General features: G+C 54.9%; 16 protein-coding genes. 8 read left to right on the top strand and 8 right to left on the bottom strand.

Annotation, left to right across the window (positions count from 1 at the left end):
* Positions 1 to 2: 2 nt before the first annotated feature.
* Positions 3 to 953, top strand: a complete 951-nt coding sequence (gene gspN, locus VFO10_RS15025) for a type II secretion system protein GspN (protein WP_325141543.1) — start codon at positions 3 to 5, stop codon at positions 951 to 953.
* Here gspN and VFO10_RS15020 read toward each other — a convergent pair.
* Positions 950 to 1,762 carry a hypothetical protein gene (locus VFO10_RS15020; RefSeq protein ID WP_325141541.1) on the bottom strand — a complete coding sequence of 271 codons (813 nt, stop codon included), beginning with the start codon at positions 1,760 to 1,762 and terminating at the stop codon, positions 950 to 952. The genes gspN and VFO10_RS15020 overlap by 4 nt on opposite strands.
* A gap of 188 nt (positions 1,763 to 1,950) precedes the next feature.
* Here VFO10_RS15020 and VFO10_RS15015 point away from each other — a divergent pair, with 188 nt between their 5' ends.
* From VFO10_RS15015 to VFO10_RS15000, 4 genes are read left to right on the top strand one after another with little or no spacing between them, the layout of a single operon-like run.
* On the top strand, positions 1,951 to 2,325 hold the full coding sequence (locus tag VFO10_RS15015) for a hypothetical protein (protein WP_325141539.1): 375 nt from the start codon (positions 1,951 to 1,953) through the stop codon (positions 2,323 to 2,325).
* 15 nt (positions 2,326 to 2,340) lie between these two features.
* Positions 2,341 to 4,197: a tetratricopeptide repeat protein gene (locus VFO10_RS15010; RefSeq protein WP_325141537.1), complete on the top strand. Its 1,857-nt coding sequence runs from the start codon at positions 2,341 to 2,343 to the stop codon at positions 4,195 to 4,197.
* Positions 4,198 to 4,204: 7 nt separating this feature from the next.
* Positions 4,205 to 4,861 (top strand): hypothetical protein, encoded by a 657-nt coding sequence (locus VFO10_RS15005; RefSeq protein WP_325141535.1) that lies wholly within the window; start codon positions 4,205 to 4,207, stop codon positions 4,859 to 4,861.
* Entirely contained in the window at positions 4,828 to 5,709 is an 882-nt protein-coding gene (locus VFO10_RS15000) for a hypothetical protein (RefSeq protein ID WP_325141533.1), read from the top strand. Before VFO10_RS15005 ends, VFO10_RS15000 begins: the two co-directional genes overlap by 34 nt.
* On the opposite strand, the gene VFO10_RS14995 is transcribed toward VFO10_RS15000, so the two are convergent.
* From VFO10_RS14995 to fusA, 3 genes are all read right to left on the bottom strand, one after another.
* Positions 5,706 to 6,350 carry a substrate-binding periplasmic protein gene (locus VFO10_RS14995; protein ID WP_325141531.1) on the bottom strand — a complete coding sequence of 215 codons (645 nt, stop codon included), beginning with the start codon at positions 6,348 to 6,350 and terminating at the stop codon, positions 5,706 to 5,708. The two genes, VFO10_RS15000 and VFO10_RS14995, sit on opposite strands and share 4 nt — an antisense overlap.
* Before the next feature lie 261 nt (positions 6,351 to 6,611).
* Positions 6,612 to 6,791: a hypothetical protein gene (locus VFO10_RS14990; RefSeq protein WP_325141529.1), complete on the bottom strand. Its 180-nt coding sequence runs from the start codon at positions 6,789 to 6,791 to the stop codon at positions 6,612 to 6,614.
* Positions 6,792 to 6,926: 135 nt separating this feature from the next.
* Entirely contained in the window at positions 6,927 to 9,032 is a 2,106-nt protein-coding gene (gene fusA, locus VFO10_RS14985) for an elongation factor G (protein WP_325141527.1), read from the bottom strand.
* Between the two features lie 286 nt (positions 9,033 to 9,318).
* Between fusA and VFO10_RS14980 the strand changes: the two genes are divergently transcribed.
* Both VFO10_RS14980 and VFO10_RS14975 read left to right on the top strand, forming a co-directional pair.
* Entirely contained in the window at positions 9,319 to 10,623 is a 1,305-nt protein-coding gene (locus VFO10_RS14980; RefSeq protein ID WP_325141524.1) for a hypothetical protein, read from the top strand.
* A 143-nt stretch (positions 10,624 to 10,766) separates the two neighbouring features.
* Entirely contained in the window at positions 10,767 to 11,324 is a 558-nt protein-coding gene (locus tag VFO10_RS14975) for an HPF/RaiA family ribosome-associated protein (RefSeq protein ID WP_325141523.1), read from the top strand.
* On the opposite strand, the gene VFO10_RS14970 is transcribed toward VFO10_RS14975, so the two are convergent.
* From VFO10_RS14970 to VFO10_RS14960, 3 genes are all read right to left on the bottom strand, one after another.
* Positions 11,303 to 12,061, bottom strand: coding sequence for a DUF2797 domain-containing protein (locus VFO10_RS14970; RefSeq protein WP_414697034.1), 759 nt, complete (start codon positions 12,059 to 12,061; stop codon positions 11,303 to 11,305). The genes VFO10_RS14975 and VFO10_RS14970 overlap by 22 nt on opposite strands.
* Before the next feature lie 50 nt (positions 12,062 to 12,111).
* Complete coding sequence (locus VFO10_RS14965; protein ID WP_325141519.1) at positions 12,112 to 14,088, bottom strand: hypothetical protein; 1,977 nt, start codon at positions 14,086 to 14,088, stop codon at positions 12,112 to 12,114.
* A 135-nt stretch (positions 14,089 to 14,223) separates the two neighbouring features.
* Positions 14,224 to 15,420 (bottom strand): hypothetical protein, encoded by a 1,197-nt coding sequence (locus tag VFO10_RS14960; protein ID WP_325141518.1) that lies wholly within the window; start codon positions 15,418 to 15,420, stop codon positions 14,224 to 14,226.
* A 611-nt stretch (positions 15,421 to 16,031) separates the two neighbouring features.
* Here VFO10_RS14960 and VFO10_RS14955 point away from each other — a divergent pair.
* On the top strand, positions 16,032 to 17,054 hold the full coding sequence (locus VFO10_RS14955; protein WP_349259372.1) for a cysteine synthase A: 1,023 nt from the start codon (positions 16,032 to 16,034) through the stop codon (positions 17,052 to 17,054).
* Here VFO10_RS14955 and VFO10_RS14950 read toward each other — a convergent pair.
* A complete protein-coding gene (locus VFO10_RS14950) occupies positions 17,051 to 18,325 on the bottom strand; it encodes a hypothetical protein (protein ID WP_325141514.1) in 1,275 nt (424 codons plus the stop codon). The two genes, VFO10_RS14955 and VFO10_RS14950, sit on opposite strands and share 4 nt — an antisense overlap.
* Between the last annotated feature and the right edge of the window lie 38 nt (positions 18,326 to 18,363).

The following is an 18,363-nucleotide window of genomic DNA, read 5'->3' as shown; positions in this document are numbered from 1 at the left end:
CAGTGTCCGAGGTGACCGAACAAACGCGGAAGGTCTTTAACGCCGCCTGGTACGTCCTTCTCTTCTTTCTGGGCTTTTTGATCTTTTTCCTCTTCACCTTCCCTTATGGGGTGCTGAAAGAGGCCATCGTGTCCGAGATTTCCCAGGCTACCGGCTTCACCGTGCGGGTCAAGGAAATGGGGCCATCGTTCCTGGTCGGCGTGGATGCCAGCGGCGTGCGCATCTCCACAGCGGATGGCAGCGCGCAGATGGAACTCAAGAGCATGGACGCTTCGGTTTCACTCCTGAATCTTTTCATTGGCCAGGCCAAGGTCAATGTCGAGCTCGTGAGCCGGAACAATGGGACGCTCGATACCAGCGCATCCTGGGGCCTCTGGCAGCTGCTGGTGGATAAGAATTATGTGCCGAAGCATATCTCGCTCGAAGCCAAGGACTTTGAACTGGGCGGGATCGTGAACGTGGCTCTGGCTCATTCCGCCAAGACCGCGAACGATATGATCAAGGACCTTCTGGTCCAGCTTATTTTCCAGGGGAATTTAAGCGGTCAGAGCGAAATCAAACTGGCGATCGACGACCCGCTGCAATCGTCGGGTGATGTGGAGCTCAGGATCGACAAGGCCAGCCTGGATCTTGCCAACCCGACTCTCGTGGTGGCCAAGCAGAACTTCAAACGCGCCATAGTCAAGGCCTCGCTGAAGGGCGGGCGCCTGCAGATAGATAACAAGTCCGGGTTTGAAACGCAGGAGATCAAAACGGATGTGCGCGGCGTGGTGAGTCTGAAGAATCCTTTCCAGAACTCCATACTCGACATCACCATACCCCTAAAGCTTGAGGGGACGCTGAAAGATAACTTCGGTTTTATTTTGAGCGTCGTAGGTGGCAGTGAAGGGCAGCTGAACTACAAGATCAGCGGCTCCATTGCCCGCCCGGCTTTTGAAGGCAGCGGCGGTTAAGGGCCGGTGGCCCGATTTCCCACCATGCAGGACCGGCAAAGCGAGGCGGCATTCACAAAATTTGTGACGTCCGTATCCGCTTTGACCCGGAAAATGCACCAGTCCTTGGCCGAGGCCTCGGTCTGGCGAACGATGCCCCCCTGGGCATTGAAGATGGTCATGATCATGCCCGTGGCAGCTTTCCCCACATCCACTCCATCCGCCACGATACTATAAAATCCTTTGCTCAGGCGGATCGCGCCATCAACCTTCGGCGCATTCGCGGAAATATAGACCTGCTGCTTGGAGTCGGCATCCTTCCAGAGGCGCACGCTGCCGGTATCATCAATCACAGCTTCCAGAGTGATGTCCGTGTCTTCGGCCAGCGTAAAATTGCTGACAAAGATCAGCCGATCGCTCTCGGGAACGAAGGGGCACATGATGCTGGCATTGGCATTGTCCACGGCGGCCAGGGGTGATATCCAGGCGGCCGCACGATTTTTCAGGGAATTGACCCGGTCGATCCAGGGAGGTGTCACATCCCACACCGTTTTCTTATCATTTTGTTTCAAAGAACAAAGAATCTGACTGGGATCGTAGTTCAGCTTTTCGCGACAGGCCGCGACCTGAATCTGCGAGCTGCTCGTCTCGATCACCGTTTCCATAACGGTATTGGCTGATATGGGGATGGATTCGGGATTTTGGGGGATGGCTTCGGCCGAGGGCGCTTCATCGGAAGCCGTTCCACCCTTGAAACCTTTGCCGTTGCAACTCGTCAGACTGCTCAATAACAACAGAAAACCGCAGGACGTTTTTCCTATCCGCTTCATGACCTGACCTCGTCTGAATGCATTAGAGGCCTATCGGTAAATTTGGTCATGAGCATGAGGACGGGGAGAAAACATTAATCTTCGCAATGGTTTATCCCCTTGTTTAGCGGGGAACCGGTATCCCAGCTGCATTGACACTGAAAAGCCGCGTCCCATACAATGAAGATATGCAGAGCATTGAGGCTGTCATGGAAGCTGAACTTCACCGCATCAAGAAGATTCTGGAAATCTATCTGGCGCGATCGGAAGCGGCACTTGCGGCCCTTGTGTCAGAAGATTGGAACAGCTTCGATTCCGCCATGCGTTGGCGTAATGCCGCCTTCCATAACTTCCGGGCCGCGGACCATATGGTTCGGGTCCATCGCACGGATTACCTCGCCGATCCTGAATTGCAATGCCTGGGTATGCACCTGCAGAATGTCGAGCAGAGCCTAAGGCAAGGGATCGAAAAAGCGAAGGAACGTTTGGGCGAGAAACTCGTGAAAATCAGCCAGCACCGAGCCAAGATCGGCAAGTTTTATTCGGGTGTTCATGAAGAGGCAGGCTTTCAAAAATCGGTATAGATTCGGAGGCGTTCGATGGGTGAGTTGAAGAAAAAGGTAGCCCTGGTTCTGGGTAGCTTGCCCAGCGTCGAAGAGGTTGATCAGTTTCGCCTCTTGACCGACGCTTTCGAAGTGCAGGTCATCAGCTCGGAGTCGATCTGCGGTTACCTGACCCAGACTTCGTACTTCCAGGATCTGACCTGCGTGGTCCTGCGCGACCATGATGACAATCCTACGTTTCTGCCGAGCCTTGAAAAAGTGCTGAGCAGCTTCGATATCGTGATCGTGAAGGAACGCCTGGGCCTTTACGCTTACCAAGCCCTGAAAGCCCGCTGGAGGCATAAATTCCGCCTTCTGGTCTGGGTTGATAACCTCGTGCCTTTCCCGGCGCATGATGTGGATCAGATGCGGACCATCCGCACCGAAATCACCAACGGCGCCGATGGTTTCCTCGTTCAATCCAAGGCCGCACGCAGCACCCTTGAACTTGAAGGCGTGCATGCCGATCGCATCATGGAAATGGGCACCTGGGTGGAAGCCCGTGTGGATCGCAGCCCAGCCGGTCGTGCCAAGGCGCGCGCCAGCCTCGGAATCGCCGAGAGCGACCTCATGATCAGCTACCTCGGACAGATGGAATGGGAAGAAGGACTGGCCGATCTTGCCAGCGCCGCCCGTCTTCTGATCATGCGCGAACCCAGTCTGAAATCGAAGCTCCGTATCGTCTTCTGCGGCGTCGGTTCCTATGCCACCGAATTGCGCGAACTCTTCGTGAATATGGGTATTGATAACTGCACGCTTTACTATGCCCCGGGCCGCGACAGCATCCGGGCCATCCACCAAGCTACCGACGCGATCTATATTTCACCGATCGCTTCGCGTGACCGTCTGGAAGGCGACCCCTATCGCCTCGTCAGCGCCATGACCCAGGGTATTCCCGTGATCGCGGCCCGTCATGCCCTGATCGAAGAATACTGCGGCAAGCATCGCGTTGATTTCTGCGCGTCGTCCCCGATCAGCCTGGCCAAAGCCATCCATAAGATGCGGTCGAATCCTTCGATCGTGCATGATATCGTGCAAAAGAATCTGAGCGAAGCCAGCAAGCGCTTCACCCCGGAACGCGTCCGCTCCAGCATGCTCGACATTCTGAGCCGCTTCGTCGAGCCGACCACGAGCGAAGACCTGAGCAGCCTCGATCATCGCATCCTCGAAATCGAAGCCAAGGTCAGAAGCAAGCAGTATATCGAAGCCGTCGATGCCATCGAAACCGTCTTCAAAATGGACGAAGTTCCGGTTCATCACCGCGCGAACCTTTATCGCCTGATCGGGGATTGCTTCGCGAAGCTCGGTGATATTGATGGCGCGAAAGACGCCTACATGCATGGAGCCGACCTCGATCCATACTCCCCGCGGGTCTACGTGGGACTCGGCACGGTCGGTCTGATGAAGAACAGCAACGACATCGCCGTCCTTCACTTCCAGAAAGCGGTCAGCCTTGCTCCTGATGATGAAATGGCGAACCTCGGCCTTGGACTCGCATTCCAGGGTATGAACGAGCTGCGCGAAGCCAGCCGCTGGATCGTGAAGGCCCTTTCGATCAATCCCGAGAATACCGCAGCGCTTTACTCGCTGGTTCGTATCTCGCATGAGAGCGAATCATATGGGGAGGCTGAAAAAGCCATCCGCCGCTACCTGCAGATTCATCCCAACGATTACAACTTCATCTATACGCTCGGCGGCATCATCTTCAAAATGGGCCGCTACAGCGAGTGCCTGGGCCTCATGAAGCAGATCCTGGACGCGGATCCTCGCGACAAGCGCGCCGCTGCCCTTGCCAAACAGGCGAGCACGGAATTCGAACAGCAAAAAACTAAGCTGACGACATCCAACGGTTGAGAGTCTTATGCTTAAAAAGCTGCTGATCAACGGCAAAAAGATCCCGGTACCGGTCCCGATTCAAAATCTGTCGGACGCCGTTGCGTGGATAGAGCAGCATCTGGTCCGGCCTGATCACACCATCACGCGGATTACGCTGGATGGTCGTGACATTGACCTTGGCCATGACGATGTCCTGCGCGTACCGGCCTTGCCGCTGACGCCGGAATCCGATATGCGCTGCAAAATAGATTCGCCGATGGAAATCTGCATCCAGACCATAGATGCCCTGCGGAATCTGAGCACAGCCATCGGCCGGAATCTGAAGCCGGTCGCGGTCCACCTTTGGGAATACAAGGGCCCGCGTCTGAGTGCGGAAGCGCGTGCTGTGATCGAGGATGTGCGGCTGACGATCGAACTCCTGGATCACATTCTGATCCTGATCGATCGCCGCATTGATATCACCAACGTCAATTCCATGCGGGAGACCATAGAGAAATCGCATCGAGCCATCCAGGTGGCGGAATCGAATTCCGATTGGAAGGGTATGGCCCGGGTTCTGCTGCAGCAGCTGGAGCAGCCCACCCTGGAACTCGCGCATGAACTGTCCAGTCTTCAGAAAAACATCTATGAGACACAGGCGGATCGGAATTGGGAGCGTCGCGCGCAAACCGTGAATGGGTGAAACGAGCGGCACTCGTGACTCTGGCTCTGAGCCTTGGCTCCCTTACGTCCTGCAAGCATCGACGCGGCCCTTCCGTTCCTGAGGAATGGGATCCATCCGGCCTGGATGCCAGGGCTACCGATCTGCGGCCCGTTCTCAAGCACAGCAAAAGTCTACGGCTGCTTGAACTCTTCGAAGACGGCTTTGTCATCACCGATACCCTGACCTTCCGACTTGACCTTCAATCCTCGGGACTTGAGGTCGAGCGGCGCTTTGATCCTGTGCCCTTCACTCCCAACGAACCGATCCTCATTCAAAATACCAGCGCCTTGCCAGCCAGGGTCCAGGAGGAATTTCTGGCTCGCCTCGGCGATGCTCGCGTGCGCCAGGTGCCGCGCTGCAATCCCTATGGAGCTGTGGATGGTGGTTATGGTGGACGTTTTCTGATTCTCGTCGATCGTTCCGGTCAGGAGCATCGCTTTGGAGCGAGCGACGCGGAATGTGCCGCCTCGGATCATGACTGCTCGGGCGCCTGTATCAGCCTTGACGCCATGAATCAGGTCGTGACCACCTTCACGGCCATCCTTCCCATTCCCGAAAAAACCCGCACGTCGTTTACCTGTGCCGTGGATAGCCCCTTGCCCTGTAGCCAGCCGGAATTTGCGGTCTATGGAGCCTGGGAAGGCAGCGCTTTGCGATCCGACATTCGCCGGGTTCTGGCGGAGCGGCTTTGCAATCTGTCCGCCTTCAGCCTTGAGCCTGGCCCGGACGGATCCTGGTTGGTGCAGAGCAGCAGCCGTGAAATCGTCGGTACGGTAAAGTTCAACACGCAGAATCGCACAGTATCCTGCCTGACCCGCGCGCCTTAATTCTTTTTCGTCCCAACGCTTGAAAGATGGGCCTGCAGGGTCTTATCGAATTCATCGCGCAAATTTTTATCGGCAAAGACCGCGGAATAGGGCGTGGCGGGAAAGATTTCAAAAAATTTCACTTCGCTTTTTTGATCGAACTGCGGACGGAAGTGCTGGAAAATCTGTTTCTCCAAAACAATGACCTGGGAACGGCGGCGGAACAGGGTTTCGATCTGCTTCATCTGATTCGGCATTTCCATGTAGACGGCGCATTTTGCGACAGATTTGGCGTAATCGCTCCCCAGGACTTCGCGGGCATTTTGAAAGGCGACCACGTTGAACTTGGAAAGATCCTGGATGGACGTGACCTGAACCTTGGGATCGATCGCGATCGCGACGTTCTGAAAATGAATGTAGGGTTTACTATAGTAGAGCTTGTCCCCCGCCTGAGCCCGCGACCTTATTCCCATATGGATTTCACCCTGGGCGACCTGATGCCGGATGCGTTTGGGCGGCAGATGACGCCACGCAATTCCATAGCCCATCTTTTTGATGATCGTGCCCACCAGATCCATTTCAATACCGTGTCCTTCCCCTTCATAAACAAAGGGAGGACTGTTCATAGGCGAACCTATGGTCAGCGTTCTGGGACCTTGCACAGCCTGAGCTGCAGAGGTACTGGCCAGGATACTGATAAGGAGCAGCTTTTTGATCGCGCTGTGAAGCCTGGGATAAATGGGAAACTCCAACGTTGATGATAGGAGCGTTTCGCACGTGCTCACTTGTCAGTATAAGATTTCGTGATAGCAAGCGGAAGGAGCAGTGAAAAATCAGAGGAAAAGGTTGGATAATTCCATGTAGAAATGGAGTTAAGAAATCTTAACCAGCGGAAAACGAAGCCAGGCCTCCGCTCCGCGGTCTTAAGATCGCAGAATAGATTCAATCATTCGATCAAGATCATCAGCAAAACTGTTCATCTGCTGCGCGAATTTACTGCGCGGCTGTGCGTTTTCCTGTAGCTCGTCTTTGATCGTCGGTTCAGTTTTCGTCTCGTCCGTCGTCACCAGACGTAAACGAGTTTGCTTTGGTTTCTTTTCCATAAGAGCGCCTCCTGCGCGATGCTTAGGTATCGGCAGATTCTTACGGAGCTGAATGATGCGAGGGTTTCGGCGCTTTGGTGAAAATGAAAAGGGCCCCTTGCGGAGCCCCTGATAACAGCATGTTGCTTAAGACGATTATTCGTCGTCTTTTTTGCCACCTTTAGCCTGCTCTTCGCGGAACTTCTTGACCAGTTGCTCCTGGATCGAGGAAGGAACTGGACGGTAGCAAGCGAATTCCATGGAGAAGGTCGCTTTACCTTGAGTCTTCGAGCGAAGGTCAGTCGAATAACCGAACATCTCTCCCAGCGGAACTTCGGCGAGGATAACGGCGTATTCGTCGCGCATATCCGAACCGAGGAGCATACCGCGGCGGGACGAAAGGTCACCCTGCACGGTACCTTGGAATTCCATCGGGGTTTCCGCTTCGACCTTCATGATAGGCTCGAGGATCACAGGCTTCGATTCCAGGAACGCCTGCTTGAACGCCTGACGCGCTGCGATCTTGAACGCCATCTCGGAAGAGTCGACGGGGTGATAGGTACCCTCTTTCAATTCGAACTTGGTGTTGATCACTTTGAAGCCGGCCAAAGGACCTTTGTCCAGAACTTCGCGGTAACCTTTTTCAACGCCTGGGATGAATTCCTTGGGAATCGAACCACCGACGGTGGCGTTCAGGAATTCATGCGAATCATCCTCGGACTTCGGAGCTTCGTTCACGTGCAGGGTTCCCACAACGTGACCGTACTGACCCGAACCACCGGTCTGCTTCTTATGTTTGTAATCGAAGTCGGCTTTTTGAGTCGGAGCTTCACGGTAGTTAACCTTCGGCTGACCGACGATCACGTTCGCCTTATATTCACGCTTCATACGCTCGACGTAGATTTCAAGGTGAAGCTCGCCCATACCTGCGATACGGGTTTCGTTCGATTCCTTATCCACGCTCACGCGGAAGGTCGGATCTTCTTTCATGAAGCGGTTCAGAGCTTTCGACATCTTCACCAGATCTTCCTGCTTGGCAGGCTTGATGGCGAGTTCGATCACGGGCTCGGGAACGAACATGCTTTCCATGGTGACGTTGATGCCTTCGTCACAGTAAGTATCACCGGACGCGCACTCCACACCGACCATAGCGATGATATCGCCGGCTTCAGCCATGTTCACGTCTTCGCGATCGTTCGCATGCATACGCACAAGACGGCCCACGCGCTGGGTCTTGCCCATACGTGGGTTGAAGTAGCTCTCGCCCTTCTTCAAAGTACCCTGATAGATACGGGTATAAGTCAACTGGCCGAAGTTTTCGTCCGTGATCTTGAACGCCATCGCGCAGAGAGGTTTTTTCGGATCGGGAACGACTTCGATCTTCTCGCCTTTGGTGTTGTCGTTACCGTAGTACTTGCGATCCAGCGGGGATGGCAGGTAGCGGAGAACGGCATCCAGAAGGGTCTGCACGCCTTTGTTCTTGAAAGCAGTCCCCATGAAGACTGGAGTCAGTTCCTTGGCGTGAACGGCTTTCTTGATCGTGGCGTGAATCATGTCTTCCGGGATTTCTTTTTCATCCAGAAGCATTTCCGTCATTTCATCGTTAAATATCGAAATTTTGTCGAGCATTTCCGCGCGCAGTTTTTCGACGCTATCTTTCAATTCGGCTGGGCAGTCTTCCACGCGGATGACGTCGCCCTTTTCGCCGTCGTTATAGATGGCTTTGCGCGTGATCAGATCCACGACGCCTTGGAAATTGGATTCAGCGCCGATAGGGTGCTGCATCAGGACAGCGTTGTGGCCCAATTTTTCGCGCAGAGCGGTGGTGACCTTGAATGGGTTGCCACCGGCGCGGTCGAGTTTATTGATAAAGGCCAAGGCCGGAACGTTGTAACGCTTCATCTGGCGATCAACAGTGATCGACTGCGACTGAACACCAGCAACACCGCAAAGAACAAGGACAGCACCATCGAGAACGCGCAGCGAGCGTTCCACTTCCACTGTAAAGTCCACGTGACCCGGGGTATCGATCAAGTTGACCATATGGTCTTTCCAATAGACCGTGGTCGATGCCGACGTAATTGTGATACCGCGTTCTTTTTCCAGTTCCATGTGGTCCATGGTCGCGCCGTCACCACCGCCCTTAACGTCTTCAATCTTATGGATCTTACCGGCGTAATAAAGGATACGCTCGGACAAAGTGGTTTTACCGGAGTCGATGTGTGCCGAGATACCAATGTTCCTGAGCTTCTCGAGTTTCATGGGCTGCAAACCTTTGCGGTAATAAGAGATTGTAACAACATGCTTATAAGCGCATGGGAGGATGTTTAAGTAACACAAAATCCTCAAAATTCAAGCGAAGTTTATACGCAATTCCAGCGCGAATAACAATCAAAACTTCCCCTATCCCGTCCCACTGACGCTCCTTATGACGGCCCGCATACAGAAAATATCCGGGAAATTCCGCCGCATACCCAGCCCCCTCATTCAAGTTTTCCTGGAACTCTGACGATGAAGAAAGAAGATCCAGGGACCAAGAGGGTGCCAAATGAGTGAAGCGATCAAAACCATCAGTCTGGATGATATCGGGGGCCTTCAAGGCCAGGCCAAGGAAGCGCCTAAGCCCGCGAATGTTATGTATAATCCGCAGTATGGAGGCGGCGATCAGTTCCAAACCTCCACATCGGCGGCCAGTGACCTGGGACAGGCGACCGACGCCCAGCCTCTGAGTTCGTCCGCGACTGGATCGTCTTTTGGGACATCCATCACGCGGATGACCGAGATATTTGGAAAATTCGATAATTCCAATAACACGCGGAACTATATCATACTTGGCGGTTTAGTGCTCGCACTTGCCGCGGCCCTTTATTTGACGAGTGGTGATGGAACAGAAAGTCCGATCTCGCAGATTTTGAGTCAGTTCGGTTCATCATCGGAGCCCGCGCCGGAGGTACCTGCTGACGACATGGGGCCGGAAACAGCTCCGACCATGGCGAGTCCGCAGCCTGCTGCCCCGGCCGCACAGCCCGCAGCCGTTGCTCCCCCTCCGGCAGCCCCTCCATCCCAAGCGGATCTGGTGAATCCCTACTGGTCGTTGCCAAACCCACTCGACGCCACGTTGGGAGTCGAAGGTGCAGTGTTGACGCCCGCTCAGGAGGAACGATGGCGCCAGGGTCTTGCGCATCCCTTTGTATGGCAGCGTTATAAAACTGTCATAGATATGCGTGCAGCCCGCCTGAAGGGATCGCAGCTTCTTCTGAACGATGCTCTCGCCCAGCCTAAATTCTGGACGCGCATGGAGGCCCTGATCGCCTTGGCGGAAGCCGGCGAAGCCGTCGACATCGATAGTGTGGAGATGGGCATAGGCTCGACCCGGCGGGCTCTCATCCAAAATTATTTTCGACGCTTCCGTAAAGAGGTCTCGCCCGGCGAACTCTATATCATGAGGCAGGCCATACGCATCGTCGACGCTGGCACGCGCCGCGTGATTCTGGAGAATCTGGTCAACCGCCGCGATTCCATCAATGAGCTTTACCTCGTGGCCGCGACCTATGATCCCAATGCCAAGGTCAATGGCTGGATCAACCAGGAGCTTGCGGCCCAGCCCCTTTCTGAATCCGCCAAAGCCCTCTTCCAGAAGGTGGCGACGGGTGCGGATGTGGCTCCGGCCGAGCCGACTCCAGCGCCGACCGGAACTCCGGCCAATGGCAAGGTGCAGGATTTGAAAGTCGAAGAGCTGAAAGACGAAGTGAATGTCGAGGAAGTCTATTTCCTGAAAGACGAGGAAAAGCAGCCGGAAAAGCAAATCATACCCGTTGATGACGGCTTTCAGCAGCTTGAGCAGTCGAAATAATTCCGTATCCGTAAAATCTGAGAGATACTGCGAAACATCAGAGGACCAGAAAAAGGTCTTATGATGTTTTCGTTTGAAAAGGATGCTATGAAATCTGTAGCTTCCTTGTCTGCCATCATCTGTGCGATCCATTTGGAGTTTTTATGCAAAGTCCAGTGCAGATTGAATTTGATGGTCTTCCCGCCTCCGATGAGGTGACGGATAGAATCTGGTCCCACATTGATCATCTCGACAAATTATTCCCGCGCATCACCGATGCCCGGGTCGTGGTTTGTCAATCGCATCACCGCCATCAGAAAGGAAACCTGTTCAAGGTCCGCATCGAGGTGAACGTGCCCCGCAAAAGGCTGGTCGTGGCCCATGAGCCGCATGATAAACATTCCCATGAGGATGTTTACGTGGCTCTTCGTGATGCCTTTCAAGCCATGCAGCGTCAGCTTCAGGATTATGGGCGCAGGCTGCGGGGCGATGTGAAAATTCATGAGCAGCCGTTGGGCCTGGGGCAGATCAGTCGAATTCTGAGTTATGAACAGTATGGTTTTATACAAACAGCCGACGAGCGCGAGATTTTCTTTGACGCCAACGCTTTGGTTTCCGGTGATTTCGATCACCTGGAGGTGGGAGCGATGGTCCGCTTTCATGAGGAAATGGGCGAAAAAGGCCCGCAGGCCTCGACGGTTTACGTTACGTCCACTTCATAACCGGCATAACTCCGGATATTGATGACCCCGGTGTCAAAGATCAAGTACTGGCCTTTGATGCCGAGCAGCGTGCCTTCGATCAAAGGGTTCTTGTCGAGGTTGAAGGACTGCACCTTCGCCGGATATTCCAGCACCGGATAGGTCAGGGTCACAGACGCTTCGGTGGACGATTCCGCAAAGGGGTGCATGGGCAGAAAACCCAGCGCCTCGTCCCGCAGCTCTTCCATGTCGAGCGGCTCAACATGACCTTTGAGCATCGCACGCCAGTTGGTTTTATCGGGAAAATGCTGCTTCAAAGCCACTTCAATCAAGCCGGCATCCAGGCGATTCTGCACCGTGGCCAGGGGAATGGCCTGCACGGCGCCCTGATCCATCCAGCGGGTGAGCCGCTGGAAGGCGCGCGTGATACCGATCTTCAAGCCGGAGGAATTGGCGAGATAAACAAGGTGAGGAATCATACAGGATGACTCGCCCCACTTCGGATCCCGGCAGGTGCCACGATGATAGTGGCACTGCTCGGGCTTGATCATGCAGCTATCGCACTGCGCCAGAGTCCGCATGCACGGAAAGCAGTAACCCTGACTGAAGCTTTTGCTGGTCTTACGGCCGCAGGCGATGCAGAAGATGGAGCCGGTGGCCCGCAGGGCGAAGGTGGAACCAAGCCTTTCGTTCAGAGGCGGAGCTTCCGCCTGCAGAAAGTAAAGGATCGGCTTATCTTCACGAAACTCGGTCTTCATCTTGCGCAAAGTCTGTAACGACACGTCGGGCGGCTCCGCTTCTGGTCCTTTTAGTGAGCCACGTTCGCGCGTTTAACCAGCCGGATTTCATCAAGAGCCAAAGAGACTGGCTGACCTGCGGGGAATTTGAAGCGCAGGCCCTTGATCTTGGGATTTTGCAAAGCGAAATCCGTCAGTTCAAAACGGGCTGTGCTAAACAAGAGCGGCACGTAGCTGAATCCCAGCCTATAGGAATTGCCCGAGTTTGCAATGGGTTCTGCGTAAGCCATTTCAAAATAGTTGCTGTGATAGTTCTGCAGCTTGATGTAATCGGTCAGGCGCACAAAGTTCGATGCGCTGCCGTCTTCCTGAATCAAAGCCACTTCGACTTCCAGGGTGCTGAAGTCGGGAACGCAGGCGGTTTCAGGATAGGTATAGCAGCCCGTGCGGCGGGAGAGGGTGGCGTCCACGGTCCAGTAATCCTGGGTGTTGGTCGGCTCGCTCCAGGGAATATCAAGAGTCTGGGCTTCCGCGAGGGCAGGCGCTTCGAGCACCAGCGCAGGACGCGGGAAGCTGTCGGGCAGGAGCGTGACATCAAGCCGCGTGTAGCCGTTTTCCTGGGCGAAGGCATCCCAGTATTTCTGAAGCAAAGGCAGATCGTCTTTCAATTTATCATCGAGCGTCTGCCAGGTGATGGCGCCTTCCCGATGTTTGGTCGGCATCGTCTGACCCGGACGGGCCACCTGCACGCTCTGATTCAAAAGAATAAATTCCCGGCTGCTCGGTGCGAGCTGATCCAAGGCGCGCGGCAGGGCGTACTGGGAATCGAAGGTATGCATCAGAGTGGGATCCACATCCTTGCCGACGTTGGCCTTGAAGAAGGCAAACATAAGAGCCTTGGCAAAAGACTGCTGAGACTCGGAGCCGGTCACGCCTTCCAGCGCGTTGGGATCATCGGCTGCAATCCCGCCGGGAAGCGGCTGGGCTGCGGTATTCCACAGGGGCTTTTGATTGCCGAAGCAGCTGTGCGGTGCATCGGAAACCTGCCACTCGGTGTTGAAGAAATTATGATTCGCGCCCCAGACGGCAAAAACCGCTTTCGGGAAACCGTCCTGACCACCGAGCATGCGGGCATATGGATTCTGGCCCATGAAGTTGCTGACATCACGATCGCAGCCGCCCAGGAGCACGGCCCATGCGGTACCGAGGGCTTCAACTTTCAAAGGTTCTTCGCCCGTTCCGAAATCCACCGGCGCGATTTCGAAGACGCCCTTGATTCTCAGATCGGGGAGTTCGCGTTTCCAAACGCTATCGGCACTCGCGTTCTGATAAATGTTATAAGCATAGCGCGCGCCTTCGCCGCCACGGGAATGACCCATCACGCCGACTTCGCTGAAATCGAATTTATTTTTGAGTTCGAGATTCTTGTTATCGAGCGCCTGCGCATTCCCCGCGAGCGACCATTGACGCAGGTTAATGAGATGCTTCAAAAGCAGAGCGCCGCGGGCATACACCAGACCGCCATCACGCGAGTTGTATCCATCGCGGCCCGTGATGCCGAGGTTTGCGTTTATGGAAAGCACCGCGTAGCCCCATGAGGCCAGATGCCTTGCGGAATACTCGTAACCCAGAAAGCTCGGCGCTTCCACCAGCCCGGAGGGACACCAGCCATTCAGCGTGTAATCGACCGTCGTATCCAGCCTTGGATTGCCCGGACCTGTGAGCAGCCCGCAGGTTCCATGATTGCCATGCAGAAAAACAAGGACGGGGAAAGGACCATTGCCCTTTGGCAGATAGAGTTTGCCGCGAATGTCCGTTTTTACTTCCGGCTGGCCGAACGGTGGCTCAGGAAGAATGTCGCGATCCAGACTCGGAGCGACCTGATAGAGCGTCTCGTCAAACCCATAAGGACCGGATGCAAGCAGATCGCGATCCAGATGGGATGTGTCGACTATTTTCTGTTCGGATTTTTGGACTTCGCGCGGATGGCAAGCAAAGCACGCCGCAGCCAGAAGCAGGCTGGAGAGTCCATTGATTTTGAATTTCAAGAAACACCTCGATAGCAAAGAAAGACATTGAAGCTCCAGCTTGCTTAATGGAGCCCCAGGTCTTTTGCAACAGCTATCTGGCAGAATTTTAATCCAAATAGCTGATGGGCTATGGGTGTGGGATAATGGCCTGGTTTAAGGGGTCAGGCCGTTCCAGTTCAGGTCTTCCTGGTCAGGGAGCGTGTAGCGGTTCACTTCCTCGTTCACATCATCTTTGTACTCATTGTACGCGTCCTGATCGTCCTGAACGCGCTTCTGATAAGCCTCTGCGGCTTCACGTCGGGCTTTTTCATCGTCGAGCACTTTCTGGGCGGCCATCTTCTTTTCGGCTTCCAGGCTCTCGCGCAGTTCGCGCTCGGCTTTTTCCGCGGCGGTTTCCTGCTGATTCTTCACATTATCCTGAGCTTTCTTCTCGAGCAGCTGAAACTCATCGAGCTCGTTCGTTTCCAGAATCTTCACGCCCGCTTCAACGGGAGCCTTGGCGCTTTGTTCACTGGCGGCCGCGCGTTCGGCTCTATTCGTCGCCTCCAGGGCATCACCGGGCTGATCGCGAAGATCCAAAGGTTTGGCAGTCCCGCCGATGGTCATGGTCAAGGATGCTCCGAAACCGCGTTCCGGCATTCCGAAATAACGATGCGTATCGGGGATCAGGGCAAAGGTCTTCAGCTGAACGCCATCCGTTCCCAGATAAAGGCCAGCTTCCCATTCACGGGCAAAAAGCTTGCGGCTTTCCTCAGTCAGATGCCGCTGCGAAGCATCACCGTAGATTCCGTAGTTCACCGTTCCCAAGCTGAGGCGCGCACCGACCACGGACTCATCACCCAGGACCAGAGCACCGAGGCGCTCATCCTTCCGACGACTGTAGTTTCCGTAGACAGCGGCTTCCATCCAGGTGAAGGGCGCAAGGCTCATGTCAAGGCCGAAGGATGTCCGGTCCTGACTCGCCTGATAAAAACTCTCGGCGCCTGCAAGCCCGGGCTGATACTGCAGCGTGGCTCCGGCGTTAAAGATTGAAGATTGCAGCATGTTCCACTTCACCCAGACCTTGCCGCCCAGGGGTTTGCTGCTATGATCGACCGCCGGTTCCTGAACGTCCAGCAGAGCGAAGCCGAATTCGAACCGGGCCGGCAGACCGATGGCCAGATTCAATCGCCTTGTGATGACGCGCTGCTCGGTCTCGCTATCGGCCTGGACATAATCCAAACCCAAGCGATAGACCTGTGGCTCCAAAGGCTTTTGCAGTAAGGCGCCCACTTTATTCATGGAAAGGTCGGCGGCCGGGGCCGCAGCTGCCAGGAAAAGGCCTAGCATTGGCAGGTGGATCAGCTTCATTCTTCAGTACCTCAGCAACAGCAAAGAGATCAGCAACAACTCGTACGCCTTGGTGCAATTGGTATGCCGGCCGTGAAAGATTGCATGGAATGAAGAAATGTTCACCTTACAGGCCCGGTAAGGATTGTCCAAATAGCGGATTTAGCGGGGGAAAACACGGTGAAAACGCTCTGTGTAGCAGTTCGAGACATGACCAGGATGCTGACAGGCGAAGGGCTTCGCCGCGTTTGAAAAAAGTTTTTGGTATTCGGCGTTTATCCCAAGGCTCGGGGCCTTTCCGCAGTGGCCCGCACCTTGCTTTATATAAAACGTTGCAGACTCCTTTAGGGCGAGTGGATGAGGGACTTGGCACTCAGGTGCTAGAGGAATATTGTTTGGCTCCTCCCGATGACGCGCGAGCGTCAGTCGCCAAACACGAGGCCCTCGTTCGCTCGTCAATATTTTTTCTTTATTATCCCTGACACATGTTGGCTGACACCCAGGCGCTGAGTCCAGCGCGGGCATCGCCTCTTAAGACTGCGCTGGCCTCCTCAGAAAATCTGTGGCAAGGTCGGAATGCATTCCAGCATTTTTGAAGGGATTCCCATAGGAGTTTGTCACCCATGAAGCCTATGCTTGCTCACAACCTCGTGGAACTTGTCGGCCGTACACCACTTCTCAAAATCCCTTCCCTCAGTCGCTTGAGCCAGTGTGATATCTTCGTCAAATGCGAGTTCATGAACCCGGGTGGATCCATCAAGGATCGCGCAGCCCTGGCCATGGTTCAGGACGCTATCGCAGACGGACGGCTCAAACCCGGCATGACCATCGTGGAAGGGACCGCCGGAAATACCGGGATCGGCCTGGCCATCGCAGCCAAAGCCTTTGGCTTCAAGATGCTGGTGGTAATGCCAAAGGGACAGACCCCAGAGAAAGAACGCATGATCGCTCTGCATGGAGCCGAACTCATGCTGGTCGACCCCTGTCCATTCAAGGACCCGAAACATTTTTATCATACCGCAAAGCGCATCGCGGACGAAAAACCCGATCAGTATTTCTGGGCCAATCAGTTTGAAAACCTTTCGAACTTCCGCGCGCATTATGATTTCACCGGCCCGGAAATCCTGCAGCAGACCAGCGGGCGTTTGGATGCCTTGGTGTCCGCAGCGGGCACCGGCGGGACGATCGGGGGCTGCTCGGTTTATCTGAAAGAGCAGCTGCCGGATATCAAGGTGGTGCTGGCCGATCCTGAAGGCTCGGGTCTTTATACCTATGTGAAGACCGGCGAATTCAAGAGTGAAGGCTCGTCGCTCACCGAAGGCATCGGCATCATGCGACTGGTCGCAAACTTTGCTCAGGCGAAAGTGGACACCGCCGTGCGCGTGACGGATAGGCAGCTGATTACAGTCGCGCGCTACGTGCGGGATGAAGATGGACTGGTATTGGGCAGCAGTTCGGCTTTGAATGCGGCCGCTGCGCTTCATACGGCTTTGCAGATGGGGCCGGGTCACCGCGTGGTGACCTTTGCCTGCGATCTGGGTGAGCGTTCCTTTTCCAAGCTCTGGAGCCCTGAATATCTGAAGGCCCAGAAGCTGGATGAAGGGCTGCCCACGATGGGGCAGCTGGTTGCGCAGTATCACGAGCTGAGTCTTTAATTCTTCCGTTCGATCGTATAGATGGTGGCGAGACACATCTCGTCATCCGTCCCTTCACCCCAGGTCGTGGTCTTGTCCGTTCCCATGGAATTATAAACGCAGCGAATGTTGAAGCTGTCCTGACTCATGATGTCGATGGGCTGATTCAAAAAGTAGCTGCTTTGCCAGGCGTAGTTATAACGCGGGACATCGACGAGGCAGCGGTTCTCCTGGCTCCCGGCCCTGATCACCGACACATTCATCTGACTTCCCAGTTTATGCATGTGGGCTCTCACGCCCATGACCCGAAGGGGTTTGCCCGCTCCAAAATAAGGCTGAAGTGAGGCTGTGCCCTCATGCACGTGCGAAGCCGTCTTCGGTGGGATGACCAGCGGAAGGCGGGGACTCAGGAAGGTTGGAGTCATTTCGTAAGGAACGCTCTCGGCCATCTTCATTTTGATGGTCGTCTGATCCGAACCGGGATTCTCATCCATAATATGGTAGTGCATCTGAAAGACGAGCGGCAGATCAGGATCCAGACGAATGCCCGTATCCTGCGGCATCGAGACAATCCCTGTCCCCGGTGACCAGTTCATGACCATGCGCACACCGGAAACACCAGCCCCACCGAAGCAGCTGTAACCCGGTCCCGGATCAGCCTGATCCTTCTTCCGGGCTTCCTCGGCCGCGCGTGCGGTGGTCACCTGGTAGCCGACCACATGATGCACGAGTTTATCGTTGCCAGGAATCATGAGGTAGTCGGTCAGATAAAGGGATTTCGATCCCGAGAAGCCCGGGTTCAAAAGAAAGCAGCGATAGTCATCATGCAAGGATTTGTTCGGCGTATAGGCTTCCTCCATCGCAGTTTGATGCGTGGAGCCTTGGAGTTCATTCGGCTGCTGCGGTGCGGGAAGTTCAGCCCAGCTGCCTTCCGGAGTGCCCTGATCCACCCAGGCCGCGAGCGTCGCAAGCTCTGTTTCGCTCAGCACCCTGGCGTTTTCATAGGTCGCGCAGCTGCCGGAATTATCAGGCATGAACGGCGGCATTTTTTTGGATTGCGTCACGCTGCGAATCAATCGCGCCAGAGGCTTGACCTGTTCATAGGAATCGAGCGGCAGAAACGAGGCCAGTGCTCCTGGTTGATGACAGGTCTGACACTGACGATTGAGGATCGGAGCGACATCCTGATAATAAGTAACCGCCTCGGGTGAGGACGCGCGAAACGTCGCCGGATGTTCAACTGCATGGACGGATGGAGCCAGTAGCAGAGCGGTGAATGCCAACATCTTCATGGCGTTTAACTCCTTATGCCAAAACTTTTCAAACAGGA

Origin of the sequence: Oligoflexus sp. (assembly GCF_035712445.1) — a bacterium.
Classification (GTDB): domain Bacteria; phylum Bdellovibrionota_B; class Oligoflexia; order Oligoflexales; family Oligoflexaceae; genus Oligoflexus.
Note: the sequence above shows the minus strand (reverse complement) of the source record. Positions and strands in the feature narration are given on the sequence as shown.